The organism is Vibrio sp. 2092 (assembly GCF_033339635.1).
GTDB classification, from domain to species: domain Bacteria; phylum Pseudomonadota; class Gammaproteobacteria; order Enterobacterales; family Vibrionaceae; genus Vibrio; species Vibrio alginolyticus.
The window spans coordinates 12972-26650 of sequence record NZ_JAWOUY010000010.1 but is presented as its reverse complement, the minus strand read 5'-3'; the positions used below and the strand labels follow the sequence as shown (position 1 = coordinate 26650).

Genomic DNA, 13679 nt, shown 5'->3' with positions numbered 1-13679 from the left:
CGGAAAACCGAGCCACTTTAGAGGTTTATATATAATGCAAGTTACTGTTGAAACGCTAGAGGGCCTAGAGCGCCGTCTAAACATTACTGTTCCAGCTGCAAACATCGAAGACGCTGTAACAGCTGAACTACGCAACATCGCTAAAAACCGTCGTTTCGATGGTTTCCGTAAGGGTAAAGTGCCTCTAAAAATGGTTGCTAAGATGTACGGCAAAGCAGTACGTCAAGACGTTCTTGGTGAAGTAATGCAACGCCACTTCATCGAAGCTATCGTTAAAGAGAAAATCAACCCAGCTGGCGCTCCAACTTTCGCTCCTGTAGAGAACAAAGAAGGTTCAGACCTAGTTTTCACTGCAACTTTTGAAGTTTACCCAGAAGTTGAGCTTAAAGGCCTAGAGAGCATCACTGTTGAAAAACCATTAACAGAAGTTAAAGATGCAGACGTAGAAGAGATGATCGATACTCTACGTAAGCAACAAGCAACTTGGGTTGAAGTTGAAGAAGCAGCAGAAGATGGCAAACGCGTAAGCATCGACTTCGTTGGTTCTATCGACGGTGAAGAGTTCGAAGGCGGTAAAGCTGAGAACTTCCCTCTAGAAATGGGTGCTGGTCGCATGATCCCTGGTTTCGAAGACGGTATCGCAGGTAAAACTGCTGGTATGGAATTCGACATCGACGTGACTTTCCCAGAAGATTACCACGCTGAAAACCTAAAAGGTAAAGCAGCTAAGTTCGCAATCAAAGTGAATAAAGTTGAAGCTCGTGAACTTCCAGAACTAAACGATGAGTTCGTTGCTAAGTTCGGTGTTGTTGAAGGTGGTGTTGAAGCACTTAAAGCTGAAGTTCGTAAGAACATGGAACGCGAACTTAAGCAAGCTGTTAAGAACCGCATCAAAGAGCAAGCGATTGACGGTCTAGTTGAGCAAAACGACATCAACGTACCATCAGCGCTTATCGAGCAAGAAATCCAAGTTCTACGTCAACAAGCTGCACAACGCTTCGGTGGTAACCCAGAAGCTGCTGCTCAGCTTCCACGTGAACTGTTCGAAGAACAAGCTAAACGTCGCGTAGTTGTTGGTCTTCTACTAGGTGAAGTAATCAAATCTGAAGAGCTAAAAGCGGACGACGAGAAAGTTAAAGCTCTAATCGAAGAAATGGCTACTGCATACGAAGATCCATCAGAAGTTATTGCTTACTACGAGCAAAACGAAGAAATGATGAACAACATGCGCAACGTAGCTCTAGAAGAGCAAGCAATCGACGCGATCATCGCTAAAGCACAGGTTTCTGAGAAAGAAGTAGGCTTCAACGAGCTACTTAACCAACAACAACCTGCTGCTTAATAAGCAATATCTTGCGTAGAAGGTTGACTTAACGTTAACTATTCTGCTAACAATGGTCCGTATGATAGTCATCATCCGGGCCATTTATTTTAGGGACATAAGAATATGAGCTACCAAGAAAAAAATGCAATGTCGCCAATTATGGACGCGCTAGTACCAATGGTGGTTGAACAAACTTCCCGAGGCGAACGCTCTTACGACATCTACTCACGTCTGCTGAAAGAGCGCGTGATTTTTTTAACGGGTCAAGTGGAAGACCACATGGCAAACCTTGTCGTGGCTCAGCTACTTTTCCTAGAATCTGAAAATCCAGATAAAGATATTTTCCTATACATCAACTCGCCAGGCGGCAGCGTAACAGCTGGTATGTCTATTTACGATACCATGCAGTTCATTAAGCCAAATGTCAGCACTGTGTGTATGGGTCAAGCATGTTCAATGGGTGCCTTCCTGCTTGCAGGTGGTGCGCCAGGTAAGCGTTATGTACTGCCTAACTCACGTGTAATGATCCACCAACCATTGGGTGGTTTCCAGGGTCAAGCTTCTGATATCCAAATCCATGCTCAGGAAATCCTGACGATTAAACAGAAGCTAAACAAGTTGTTAGCAGAACATACAGGCCAACCTCTTGAAGTCATTGAGCGCGATACTGATCGTGATAACTTCATGTCATCAGAGCAGGCTGTGGAATACGGTATCGTGGATGCAGTGTTAAGCCACCGTGGCGAGTAATTAGCCAGCGCATTTTGGCAAAAATTGATATACACTCATTCATGAAGAGTAAAGGCTAAGAGGTTAGCGAATGACAGATAAAAGCAAAGAAAGTGGCAGCGGTAAATTGCTGTACTGTTCTTTCTGCGGCAAAAGTCAGCACGAAGTTCGCAAGCTAATCGCAGGTCCGTCAGTGTACATTTGCGACGAGTGTGTCGACTTATGTAACGATATTATTCGCGAAGAAATCAAGGATGTTCTCCCTAAGAAAGAATCTGAAGCGTTACCAACGCCAAAACAGATCCGTGAACACCTTGATGACTATGTGATCGGGCAAGATTACGCGAAAAAAGTGCTCGCAGTTGCGGTATATAACCACTACAAGCGTTTACGCAATGGTGATACAACGAGCGAAGGTGTGGAGCTTGGTAAGAGTAACATCCTTCTAATTGGTCCTACAGGTAGCGGTAAAACACTACTTGCGGAGACATTAGCTCGATTCTTGGATGTGCCATTTACAATGGCAGACGCGACGACACTAACCGAAGCCGGTTACGTAGGTGAAGACGTTGAAAACATCATCCAAAAGCTTCTGCAAAAATGTGATTACGATGTAGCTAAAGCGGAACGCGGCATCGTTTACATTGATGAAATTGATAAGATTTCACGCAAAGCTGAAAACCCATCTATTACGCGTGACGTATCTGGTGAAGGTGTTCAGCAGGCGCTACTAAAACTTATCGAAGGTACGGTTGCATCGGTTCCACCTCAAGGTGGTCGTAAGCATCCTCAGCAAGAATTCCTACAAGTGGACACATCTAAGATCCTGTTCATCTGTGGTGGTGCTTTTGCTGGCTTAGACAAAGTGATTGAGCAGCGTGTTGCAACAGGTACAGGTATTGGCTTTGGTGCTGAAGTTCGTTCGAAGAATGAATCGAAGACAGTAGGTGAGCTATTTACTCAAGTTGAACCTGAAGACTTAGTGAAGTACGGCCTCATTCCAGAATTCATTGGTCGTCTACCTGTAACAACAACACTGACTGAGCTTGATGAAGAAGCATTGATTCAGATCCTATGTGAACCGAAGAACGCACTGACCAAGCAATATGCAGCATTGTTTGAGCTGGAAAACGCTGAACTTGAATTCCGTGAAGATGCGCTGCGCGCTATCGCGAAAAAAGCAATGGAGCGTAAAACAGGTGCTCGTGGCTTACGCTCGATTCTTGAAGGCGTGCTACTTGAAACCATGTACGAATTACCATCTGCAACAGACGTTAGTAAAGTCGTGATTGATGAGTCCGTCATTAATGGCGAGTCAGAGCCACTGCTTATTTACAGTAACGCAGACAATCAGGCAGCTGGAGCAGAGTAAATTCAGCCATAATGAAAAAGGAGGTAAGTAATTACCTCCTTTTTTTATTTCTCTTATTGAATCCAAACAATTAGCCCCCATATACTGCCTTAAGTAATACGTTAAACGTGAAAGCGGAAGAGAGAATTATATGAACTTGGAACGTTCCGAGCGTATCGAGATCCCGGTACTACCTCTACGTGACGTAGTGGTCTACCCACACATGGTTATTCCATTGTTTGTTGGTCGTGAGAAATCGATTAGCTGTCTAGAAACGGCGATGGAAACCAACAAACAAGTTCTTCTTGTGGCACAAAAGCAAGCGGATACTGACGAGCCTACGGTTGACGACCTATTTGACGTAGGTACGGTAGCCACCATTCTCCAGCTCTTGAAGCTTCCGGATGGCACAGTAAAAGTATTGGTCGAAGGCCAGCAGCGAGCAAAAATCAATCACTTTAAAGAGAGTGACTTCTTCCTAGCGGAAGCTGAATTTGTTGTTACGCCAGAATTGGATGAGCGTGAGCAAGAAGTGATTGTTCGCAGCGCGATTAATCAGTTTGAAGGGTTCATTAAGCTAAACAAGAAGATTCCACCAGAAGTGCTAACGTCACTTAATGGTATCGACGAAGCCGCACGCTTAGCGGATACCATTGCGGCTCATATGCCGTTAAAGTTGGTGGATAAGCAGCAAGTACTTGAAATTGTTGACGTCACTGAGCGTCTGGAATTCCTGATGGGCCAGATGGAATCAGAGATCGACTTGCTGCAAGTTGAAAAACGAATTCGTGGTCGCGTTAAAAAGCAAATGGAAAAATCTCAGCGTGAGTATTATCTGAATGAGCAAATGAAAGCGATTCAGAAAGAACTTGGTGAGATGGAAGACGCACCAGACGAGTTCGAAACGCTACAGAAGAAGATTGACGAATCAAAAATGCCTCAAGAGGCACGTGAAAAGACAGAGCAAGAGCTACAAAAGCTTAAGATGATGTCTCCAATGTCTGCTGAAGCAACAGTGGTTCGTAGCTACATCGATTGGATGGTCAGCGTTCCTTGGGCTAAGCGCTCAAAAGTTAAGAAAAACTTAGCGAAAGCAGAAGAGGTTCTTAATGAAGATCACTACGGTCTAGAACGCGTCAAAGAACGTATCCTTGAATACCTGGCTGTTCAAAACCGTATCAACAAGCTAAAAGGTCCTATCCTTTGTCTTGTTGGTCCTCCTGGTGTAGGTAAAACGTCTCTTGGTCGTTCAATTGCTTCAGCTACAGGCCGTAAGTATGTTCGTATGGCGTTGGGTGGTGTGCGTGATGAAGCGGAAATTCGTGGTCACCGTCGTACTTATATCGGCTCATTACCAGGCAAATTGATCCAGAAGATGTCGAAGGTTGGTGTGAAGAACCCGCTGTTCTTATTGGACGAAATCGACAAAATGTCTTCCGATATGCGTGGTGATCCGGCATCGGCTCTACTAGAAGTACTTGATCCTGAACAGAATAACTCGTTCAACGATCACTACCTAGAAGTGGATTACGATCTCTCTGACGTTATGTTTGTTGCGACATCGAACTCGATGAACATCCCGGGTCCATTGTTAGACCGTATGGAAGTTATTCGTTTATCTGGTTATACCGAAGACGAGAAGCTGAACATTGCAAAACGTCACCTTGTTGATAAACAAGTGAAGCGTAATGGCTTGAAAGCGGATGAGATCGTCATTGAAGATTCTGCGATTATTGGCATCATTCGTTACTACACGCGTGAAGCGGGTGTCCGTAACTTAGAGCGTGAGATTTCTAAGATCTGCCGTAAAGCGGTGAAGAACATCTTGCTGGATAAGGACATCAAGTCAGTAACGGTAACGATGGACAACCTAAAAGAGTACTTAGGTGTTCAACGTTTCGATTACGGTAAAGCGGATGAAAGTAACCGAATTGGTCAAGTAACTGGCCTAGCTTGGACCGAAGTGGGTGGCGATCTATTAACGATTGAAACTCAATCAATGCCAGGTAAAGGTAAGCTGACACAAACGGGTTCTCTTGGTGATGTGATGCAAGAGTCTATCCAAGCAGCAATGACAGTGGTTCGCTCTCGTGCAGAAAAGCTAGGTATCAATACTGACTTCTACGAGAAGAAAGATATTCACGTACACGTCCCGGAAGGCGCGACACCAAAAGATGGCCCAAGTGCGGGTACAGCAATGTGTACAGCATTGGTTTCTTCTCTGACAGGCAACCCTGTGAAAGCAGAAGTAGCGATGACGGGTGAAATCACACTGCGTGGTGAGGTTTTACCTATCGGCGGCCTAAAAGAGAAGTTACTTGCGGCACACCGTGGTGGCATTAAGACAGTGCTAATTCCAAAAGATAACGAGCGTGATTTGGAAGAGATTCCTGATAATGTTATCGCGGATCTGGAAGTTATCCCTGTACAGTGGATTGATGAAGTACTGAAAGTCGCACTAGAGCGAGACCCGACGGGCGTTGAGTTTGAGTCTCAAAAATAGTGATGTGTAGCAAAAATAAGTAAAAGTTTACGCTGATAAGCCCAAAAAGGCTTGTCAGCGTTTTTTTTGGGCGCTAAGTTAGTTTCGATAGCTGCCAGCCCTTGATGAATAAGGGGTGGAGCATATTTTCTTAACAATGGAACGAAAGTCATCACAAAAATAATCACAGATGACACAAAGGGGAAATTACAGTGAATAAAACTCAGTTAGTAGAACAAATCGCAGAAAATGCAGATATTTCTAAAGCGTCAGCGGGTCGTGCTCTAGATGCATTCATCGAAGCAGTAAGCGGAACTCTTCAATCTGGTGATCAAGTCGCTCTAGTTGGCTTTGGTACATTCAGCGTTCGTACTCGTGCTGCACGTACTGGTCGTAACCCAAAAACTGGTGAAGAAATCCAAATCGCAGAAGCAAAAGTACCAGCTTTCAAAGCTGGTAAAGCACTGAAAGACGCTTGTAACTAATCACGGCGTTATTTCTGTAACCGGCCATTTGCTTAACTTTTGCTCAAACAATAAGTTTCGAACAAAAATTTACAAACTTCGAGCCGAACTTTCTTAAATTATGCGCATCATACTGATGCGCATTTCTTTTTCTGATATTATTGCGCCATTATTTCTATTAGATAGAAGCAGTAGGCTTCAATTGTGGAGAGCAGTTAAATTATGATGGATCGACTACGCGAAGGCGTGAATAGCATCGCGGTCAAAATTATCCTTGGACTTATCATCCTGTCTTTCGTATTTGCAGGTGTAGGTAGCTACATCGTTGGTGGTAGCAACAACTCTGCAGCGAAAGTCGGTAACACTGAGATTCCTCGTGGTGAGTTCGAGATGGCATACCAAAATGAGCGTAACCGTATGCAAGCTCAGTTGGGTGACTACTTCTCTCAAATGCTGGCTGACCCTGCATATGTTGAATCTTTCCGCAAATCCGTTTTAGATCGAATGATCAATGACGTGTTGCTTGACCAACAAGCTGAAGCTTTGGGTCTGCGAATCAGCGACACTCAAGTGCGTAGCATGATTCTAGACATGCCTCAGTTCCAATCTAATGGTCAGTTTGATCAAGAGATCTATCAAGCTTCTTTGCGTCGTGCAGGCTTTTCGCCAGACTCTTTTGCTGAGTACATGCGTCGTGAATTGGTTCGTGAGCAACTGCTGAATGCGCTACAAAACAGTGAATTTATTCTGCCGGGCGAAGTACAAGCAGAAGGCAAGCTGTTCACTCAAACTCGTGATATTCGCACGATTCAGATCGACTTAGCGGAGTTCGCGAAAAATATTGAATTGACCGACGAAGAAATTCAAGAGTACTACAAAGCAAACCCAGACAACTTTACACGCCCAGAGCAGGTTAAAGTCTCTTACATCGAACTATCAGCTGAAGCGCTAAAGGAACAAGTTAATGTTTCTGATGCTGAGGTGAAAAAGTACTACGACGAGCACTTAAACAAATACTCTTCAGAAGAGCAACGACGTGTCGCTCACATTCTTGTAGAAGGGGACGATGAAGCAAAAGCGCAAGCTATCCTAGATGAGCTAAACGCGGGTGCAGATTTTGCGACGCTTGCTCAAGAGAAATCTGACGATTTTGGCAGCGCTGAAAACGGTGGTGACTTAGGTTGGATCGAGCGTGATGTGATGGACCCTGCTTTTGAAGAAGCGGCATTCGCACTGAAGAATCCTGGCGATACGTCGGGTCTAGTAAAGTCGGACTTTGGCTATCACATTATCAAGCTTGAAGAGCTAAAAGATTCTGTGGCGAAGCCATTTGAAGAAGTCGCTGCTGAAATCAAACAAGAGATGGTTGACCAACAAGCTATCGATCAATTCTACGAGTTGCAAAATGAGCTTGAGCGCGTAGCGTTTGAATACCCAGACTCATTGTATGATGCTTCTCAAGCGGTTAACCAAGAAGTGAAGACAACGGACTTTATTTCTCAGGTTGATGCACCTGAAGTGCTTCGTAGCCCTGCTGTAATGCAAGCTATCCTGAGTCCTGAAGTTAAAGAAGATGGCCTAAACTCTGAAGCTATCGAAGTTGCGCCTGAGCATATTATCGTTGTTCGTGTTGAAGATGCGCGTGACGAGACAGTTCTTCCACTAGAAGAAGTGAAAGATCAGGTTGTTGCAGAGCTATCTCGTGTTAAAGGTGAGCAAGAAGCGATGGAGCTTGGAACACAAGTCGTTGCGGCATTGAAAGAAGGTAAGACGAACGTGCTTGCTGAAAACAATCTTGCCTTTGGTGAACAAGAGACAGTAGATCGTCGTTCTCCGTTGGCAACAACGGTATTCGCGATGGCAAAACCAGTCGATGGTAAACCAGTATACGGTCAGTCTAAAGATCTTGAAGGTAACATCATTATCATCGAGCTTGATGCTGTAAACGCAGAGCTAGATAGTGAGTTAGAAGATCAAGTTGCGATGCAAATGCAGCGTGCATCTTCTCAGCAAGACTTATCATCTGTACTAGCCGTACTGCGTGCAAATACTGACATTGAGTACTTTGTTGTGAGCAACTAAGCACAATTAGTGTAATTTGTATGTTGAATAAAACGGACCGCATAAGCGGTCCGTTTTATTTTTGTCTTTATGAACTTCAATCATCAATAGGCATTACTTAAATTAGTGCGCGTTTAAGTGATAGCGGCCGTTGTGAATTCCGGGTCATCTCAGTTTGTTAAATGCATAACCATATTGCTTTCCATTGCAAACTTGATAGTGACTCGCTCTCGATGACTGTTTTTAGCCTACTATTTTGGAGATTGTATGTTCAATATGAAATGGATTTTGACATTGTGCTTATTTGTTTTTGCACCTTTTAGCATGGCTGCGGATTCAGCCACTGACAAATATGAAGGAATTGAAATTACTGTAAATATCAACACGGCCACTGCTGAAGAAATTGCGACCATGTTGAAAGGTATAGGTGAGAAGAAAGCGCAGAGTATAGTGGACTACCGCGAGGAACATGGCCCTTTTAAAACGGCAGCAGATTTGAAGAGCGTAAAAGGCATAGGTGAAGCGACAGTTAAGAAAAACGAAGACCGCATTTTACTGTAGCTTGATGTATTGCAGATATTGAGTCTGAATTCAGAACAATATCTGTTTCCCTATTACTGCTTTCCCGAACCAGCTCCTCTTTCGTGGTTCGGGATTTTTTATCCGAATAAACGACGGCGAAGGCCTTTTTCCAGTAAAGCCATTACTAACCCACCGAGTGCGCCAAACATATGAGCATCAATAGCAACGTTTGCACCGATAAGCTCAGCAGTACTGCTGGATGGGCCATAGACCTGCTCCCATGCTACTTTGGCGATTAGCCCTCCGACTAACAACACACTGCTTCTTCTGCTTTCAAAGACTTCTCTGAGCGCCCAAAATCCAAACAATCCGTGTAATACGCCGGATAAACCCACGTATACCGACATGTTGGTAAACAAATTCAGCGCACCAACACATGCACATAAGATTGAAAAAACGATAAGGAAGTTACGAGTGCTTGGGCGAAAAATAAAAGTAATGATCCACAATCCGGCGAGGTTCATTCCTAAGTGCGCAAAGTTGGTATGTGTGAGATTTCCTGTTACGATTCGCCACCATTCACCATGGCGTATATTGTAGCTGTGCCACTCGGTTAGGCTTGCCATTGGTTCAAATTGAAGTATCAAACAGATCACGCTGATAATACTCAGCAAGGTATAAAGGTTCACTCTATGTCTCGTTATTGTTCTCGTTGTGGAAAATCGCAAAAAGCGTGTATTTGCCAATGGATTGTACCGCTGGCAAGCGAGGTAGAACTTATCATTCTTCAGCACACGAGTGAAGAACATCGTCCGCTTGGTACGGCACGGATTCTCAATTTGAGTTTAGATAACTGTATTTGTTTGATAGGAGAGGACTTTTCTTGTGATGATGTCTTAAATCACTTATTAGCGGATAAGTCATATCAACATTTTGTTCTTTACCCATCAGAAGAGTCACGATGCATTTCTGAAATCACTCAAGCGAGTCATAGTGTATCTAAGAAAATACGTTTGATTTTGCTCGATGGTACGTGGAAAAAAGCGTACAAAATGTGGCAACTCTCAAGCAACTTACATTCATTCCCAACCGTGCAGTTGCCTAAGCAACTACAAGGGCACTACACCATTCGTAAGGCGCCCTCTGAGAATAGCTTATCGACAGTCGAGGCTGGTTATCATTCGCTTCGCTTGCTTGAACCCGAGCGAGACTTTACACCGCTGATGCGTGCCTTTGAAAAGATGATCGAATTCCAAATCGCCCAGATGCCTCCGGGCGTTTTTGAAAAGAATTACTTGAAAGGTTGAGTGTTACTAAAGAACGATGGAAGAGAAAAGTTGGCGGTGTAGCTTTTGCGCGTGACCATCGGTCATTGCAGAAATATAATCGGCGATGACCCTCATCTTATTGCTCTCGCTCTTCGCCTGACACCACAGATCTTTTGTATGAACGGGTAGTAATCGCTCTGGGTCTGCTGTTAACGCTTCAAAAATATCCATAATAATTTGCTGACCCTTATACTCAACGATCTGGACCTGCGGGACTTGGATAACGAAGGTGCTGACAAAGTGCTTGAGTACGTCAAGTGCACGTGCCATCTGTGGTTCTAAACACGCATTCCAAGACAGTAACGGGTTATTAAACGGCTCATCCACCGCTTTGATTGAAATGCTGGTCAGTAGCGCGTTAACCATACCACCGATGGCATCTTTCCGCTCATGGTGCTTACCGCTAAATAGCATCTGTCCGATGGAATCGATATGAGCTTCAAACCACGGGTCGCCACAGTCCACTAATTGACTTGCTGCGCCTTCTTGCCATTGCTGACGTGTCACCATACCAAGTACGATTGCATCTTCTAAATCATGAACACCGTAGGCGATATCATCTGCTAACTCCATGATTGAGCAATCGAGTGATTTAAAACGCGTTTTACTGTGCTCAAACTCCGATTCTGGCGTTGAACGCATCAGACTAAGCAATGCCTTGTCGTTGTCAGAAAGCGGTGCAATTACCCAATCAAATAAGTCTTTATCACAATCATAAATGCCTTTAGCTGGGCTCCAATCTTTTGCTTTTAGTTTACGTTGATGCTCGGCTGGTTGAGGCAACTTGACGGAGCGTGTTTGACTAATGAGGGCAGGGTACTTAATCAAACCAAGCAGTGTGCGGCGTGATAAATTCATTCCGAAATGCTCGGTATAAGGCTCTAACTTAGTGACGATACGAAAGGTTTGGGCGTTCCCCTCGAAGCCGCCATGTTCGCGCATTACGTAGTTTAGAGCGACTTCTCCCCCATGACCGTATGGAGGATGCCCGATGTCGTGAGCCAAACATAATGAATCAATTAAGCTGTCTGATGGTAATAGTTCACGGAACTCTGGTTGTTTTTTCTTTAACTGGGCGACGATACCGGTCCCGAGTTGCGACGCTTCTAAGGAGTGCGTTAACCGACTGCGGTGAAAGTCTTCCAAGCTATTGCCGTGTACTTGGGTTTTTGCTTGTAGGCGTCGAAATGCAGCCGAGTGAAGAATGCGCGCTCGGTCTCGTTGGTACGGGCTCCGATGGTCGTCTCGACGGATTTTATGCTCATCATCATGGCGCTCTTGCCATTGCGGGTGTAATTCAAACGACACGATTATCTCCGTAAGCTAACTGATTTCATCTAACGATAATTCGAAACTTGGGGCAAAGGTATTGAGAAAGTAATCCATTTCAGGCGTTCTGCGTTCTTGCAAAGTGACGTCTAAGCGTTTTTTTGCCAGAGCGAACTCATGGTTGCCGGCGCTTAGTTCTTCGAGACATTTTAAATAGGCACAGATGGAATCGGCTTGCTTAACGATTTTTGCGTCCTCTTCATGTGCAGAGTGAGAAAGAAGATAGGGGGCAAAATCATCTCGGAACTCTTCCGGTAACATTGAGAGTAATTTTTGCTCCGCTGCCGATTCTATCTTCTTATATTCTTTGGCAATTTCAGGGTTGTAATACTTCACTGGAGTCGGAAGATCACCCGTTAATACTTCACTGGAGTCATGGTACATGGCAAGAATCGCGATGCGTTCTGGATTAAGGTTGCCGCCGAACTTTTTGTTTTTAATGAGGGCAAGGGCATGAGCGACAAAAGCAACTTGTAAGCTATGCTCTGAAACGTTTTCTGGTGAGACGGACCGCATTAAAGGCCAGCGTTGGATCAGCTTCATTCGAGCCAGGTGGGCGAAAAAATGGCTTTCTTTCATGGCTTTCTCCGTTTCTGGTGTAAAAAAGGAACTCACTAGGAGTTCCTCTAAGCATATGAGAGATCAGCACTAATTACTACCAGTGATTCATTACTGGCTGTAGGTTGATAGGAATCTTTCAAAACGTCCAATGGCGATTTCTAGATCTTCAACGTGCGGTAGTGTCACGATGCGGAAGTGGTCTGGTTTTGGCCAGTTAAAGCCGGAACCTTGCACCAGTAAGACTTTCTCTTGTTTTAAGAAATCTAAAACCATCTGTTGATCGTTCTTGATGTTGTACATTTTAGTGTCGATTTTCGGGAAGAGGTACATCGCACCCTTAGGTTTGACACAAGAAACGCCAGGAATCTGATTGATCAGTTCATACGCTCGGTTGCGCTGCTCTAACAAGCGTCCGCCAGGTAAAATCAGTTCATTGATACTCTGGTATCCACCTAACGCGGTTTGAATGGCATGTTGCATTGGTACGTTTGCACATAAACGCATCGATGAAAGCAGCTCCAAGCCATTCACGTACCCTTGAGCCAGATGTTTAGGCCCCGTTAAGAACATCCAGCCACCACGGAAACCACAAACACGGTAGGCTTTTGAAAGGCCATTGAATGTCATGACTAGCACGTCTTCAGTGAGTGTGGCGACTGAGGTATGTGTTGCACCGTCGTACAACACTTTGTCGTAGATCTCATCTGCGAAAATGATCAGTTTGTGCTGGCGTGCTATCTCAATCACTTCAAGTAGGAAGTCACGGCTGTATACCGCACCTGTCGGGTTGTTCGGGTTGATCAGAACAATGCCACGTGTCTTTGGTGTGATTTTCTTTTTGATGTCTTCAAGGTCTGGGTACCAGTCAGCCTCTTCATCACATAGATAATGAACCGGCTTACCACCAGATAGTGCAACTGAAGCTGTCCATAACGGATAGTCTGGTGCTGGGATCAGCATTTCGTCGCCATTGTTTAATAGCGCTTGCATGGCCATTACGATCAACTCAGACACGCCGTTACCTACATACACATCTTCGACATCTAGCGAGCGTATACCTTTACGCTGATAGTGTTGGACCACAGCTTTACGAGCAGAGTAAATACCTTTGGAATCACAATAGCCTTGAGAAGTCGGCAGATTACGAATCACGTCGACTAAAATCTCATCAGGGGCGTCAAAACCAAATGGGGCAGGGTTACCAATGTTTAGCTTTAGGATTTTATGCCCTTCTTCCTCCATGCGCTTAGCATGTTTGAGTACAGGACCCCTAATGTCGTAGCAGACATTGTCGAGTTTTGACGACATCCCGATATTTTGCATTGTTTAATTCCTAAAAATTCGTTAATTTCTTTATTAAAATACAATAATTTGTTTTTTATTAGAATATATATCTGTAAATAATCTGTCTGCTGGTTAAGTTTTGCTCGCTTGCTATCACAGGATTTTGCAAAAGATCGCATACGACCTTGATTTGCTTTGGGTCTAAACTTAGAGTAGCCGTCAGTTACCATTTATCCTCACATAC

The 13679-nt window shown here is 44.4% G+C and carries 12 protein-coding genes; 8 read left to right on the top strand and 4 right to left on the bottom strand.

Features of this window, described 5'->3' with window-relative positions; genetic code table 11:
• Positions 1–34 precede the first annotated feature (34 nt).
• The 7 genes from tig to R7P80_RS16920 all read left to right on the top strand — a co-directional run bounded on the left by tig (position 35) and on the right by R7P80_RS16920 (position 8972).
• Positions 35–1342 carry a trigger factor gene (tig, locus tag R7P80_RS16950; RefSeq protein ID WP_005382251.1) on the top strand — a complete coding sequence of 436 codons (1308 nt, stop codon included), beginning with the start codon at positions 35–37 and terminating at the stop codon, positions 1340–1342.
• Between the two features lie 105 nt (positions 1343–1447).
• Positions 1448–2074, top strand: a complete 627-nt coding sequence (gene clpP, locus R7P80_RS16945) for an ATP-dependent Clp endopeptidase proteolytic subunit ClpP (protein WP_005382347.1) — start codon at positions 1448–1450, stop codon at positions 2072–2074.
• 70 nt (positions 2075–2144) lie between these two features.
• The gene (gene clpX / locus R7P80_RS16940; RefSeq protein WP_005382345.1) at positions 2145–3425 is read left to right on the top strand and encodes an ATP-dependent protease ATP-binding subunit ClpX; all 1281 of its coding nucleotides are present in this window, start codon (positions 2145–2147) and stop codon (positions 3423–3425) included.
• A gap of 130 nt (positions 3426–3555) precedes the next feature.
• On the top strand, positions 3556–5907 hold the full coding sequence (lon, locus tag R7P80_RS16935) for an endopeptidase La (protein WP_005382343.1): 2352 nt from the start codon (positions 3556–3558) through the stop codon (positions 5905–5907).
• A gap of 191 nt (positions 5908–6098) precedes the next feature.
• Positions 6099–6371 (top strand): HU family DNA-binding protein, encoded by a 273-nt coding sequence (locus R7P80_RS16930; RefSeq protein ID WP_005382341.1) that lies wholly within the window; start codon positions 6099–6101, stop codon positions 6369–6371.
• A gap of 201 nt (positions 6372–6572) precedes the next feature.
• On the top strand, positions 6573–8432 hold the full coding sequence (gene ppiD, locus R7P80_RS16925; RefSeq protein WP_005382334.1) for a peptidylprolyl isomerase: 1860 nt from the start codon (positions 6573–6575) through the stop codon (positions 8430–8432).
• 255 nt (positions 8433–8687) lie between these two features.
• On the top strand, positions 8688–8972 hold the full coding sequence (locus R7P80_RS16920) for a ComEA family DNA-binding protein (protein WP_031777211.1): 285 nt from the start codon (positions 8688–8690) through the stop codon (positions 8970–8972).
• A 98-nt stretch (positions 8973–9070) separates the two neighbouring features.
• Here the strand turns inward: R7P80_RS16920 and rrtA are convergent, their stop codons facing one another.
• Positions 9071–9622: a rhombosortase gene (rrtA, locus tag R7P80_RS16915; RefSeq protein ID WP_005382331.1), complete on the bottom strand. Its 552-nt coding sequence runs from the start codon at positions 9620–9622 to the stop codon at positions 9071–9073.
• A 3-nt stretch (positions 9623–9625) separates the two neighbouring features.
• Here rrtA and R7P80_RS16910 point away from each other — a divergent pair, with 3 nt between their 5' ends.
• Positions 9626–10240, top strand: a complete 615-nt coding sequence (locus tag R7P80_RS16910) for a tRNA-uridine aminocarboxypropyltransferase (protein WP_017819919.1) — start codon at positions 9626–9628, stop codon at positions 10238–10240.
• 6 nt (positions 10241–10246) lie between these two features.
• Here R7P80_RS16910 and R7P80_RS16905 read toward each other — a convergent pair whose 3' ends face one another.
• From R7P80_RS16905 to R7P80_RS16895, 3 genes are all read right to left on the bottom strand, one after another.
• Complete coding sequence (locus R7P80_RS16905; protein WP_017819918.1) at positions 10247–11569, bottom strand: anti-phage deoxyguanosine triphosphatase; 1323 nt, start codon at positions 11567–11569, stop codon at positions 10247–10249.
• Positions 11570–11584: 15 nt separating this feature from the next.
• On the bottom strand, positions 11585–12169 hold the full coding sequence (gene yfbR, locus R7P80_RS16900; protein ID WP_021707675.1) for a 5'-deoxynucleotidase: 585 nt from the start codon (positions 12167–12169) through the stop codon (positions 11585–11587).
• Positions 12170–12259: 90 nt separating this feature from the next.
• Positions 12260–13474: a pyridoxal phosphate-dependent aminotransferase gene (locus R7P80_RS16895; RefSeq protein ID WP_005384283.1), complete on the bottom strand. Its 1215-nt coding sequence runs from the start codon at positions 13472–13474 to the stop codon at positions 12260–12262.
• Positions 13475–13679 lie beyond the last annotated feature (205 nt).

Excerpts from the sequence above, each read along its gene's own strand:
- tig (WP_005382251.1), top strand. The coding sequence starts at position 35 with ATGCAAGTTACTGTTGAAACGCTAGAGGGCCTAGAGCGCCGTCTAAAC.
- R7P80_RS16910 (WP_017819919.1), top strand. The coding sequence starts at position 9,626 with ATGTCTCGTTATTGTTCTCGTTGTGGAAAATCGCAAAAAGCGTGTATT.
- ppiD (WP_005382334.1), top strand. The coding sequence starts at position 6,573 with ATGATGGATCGACTACGCGAAGGCGTGAATAGCATCGCGGTCAAAATT.
- lon (WP_005382343.1), top strand. The coding sequence starts at position 3,556 with ATGAACTTGGAACGTTCCGAGCGTATCGAGATCCCGGTACTACCTCTA.
- clpX (WP_005382345.1), top strand. The coding sequence starts at position 2,145 with ATGACAGATAAAAGCAAAGAAAGTGGCAGCGGTAAATTGCTGTACTGT.
- yfbR (WP_021707675.1), bottom strand. The coding sequence starts at position 12,169 with ATGAAAGAAAGCCATTTTTTCGCCCACCTGGCTCGAATGAAGCTGATC.
- R7P80_RS16920 (WP_031777211.1), top strand. The coding sequence starts at position 8,688 with ATGAAATGGATTTTGACATTGTGCTTATTTGTTTTTGCACCTTTTAGC.
- clpP (WP_005382347.1), top strand. The coding sequence starts at position 1,448 with ATGAGCTACCAAGAAAAAAATGCAATGTCGCCAATTATGGACGCGCTA.
- R7P80_RS16895 (WP_005384283.1), bottom strand. The coding sequence starts at position 13,474 with ATGCAAAATATCGGGATGTCGTCAAAACTCGACAATGTCTGCTACGAC.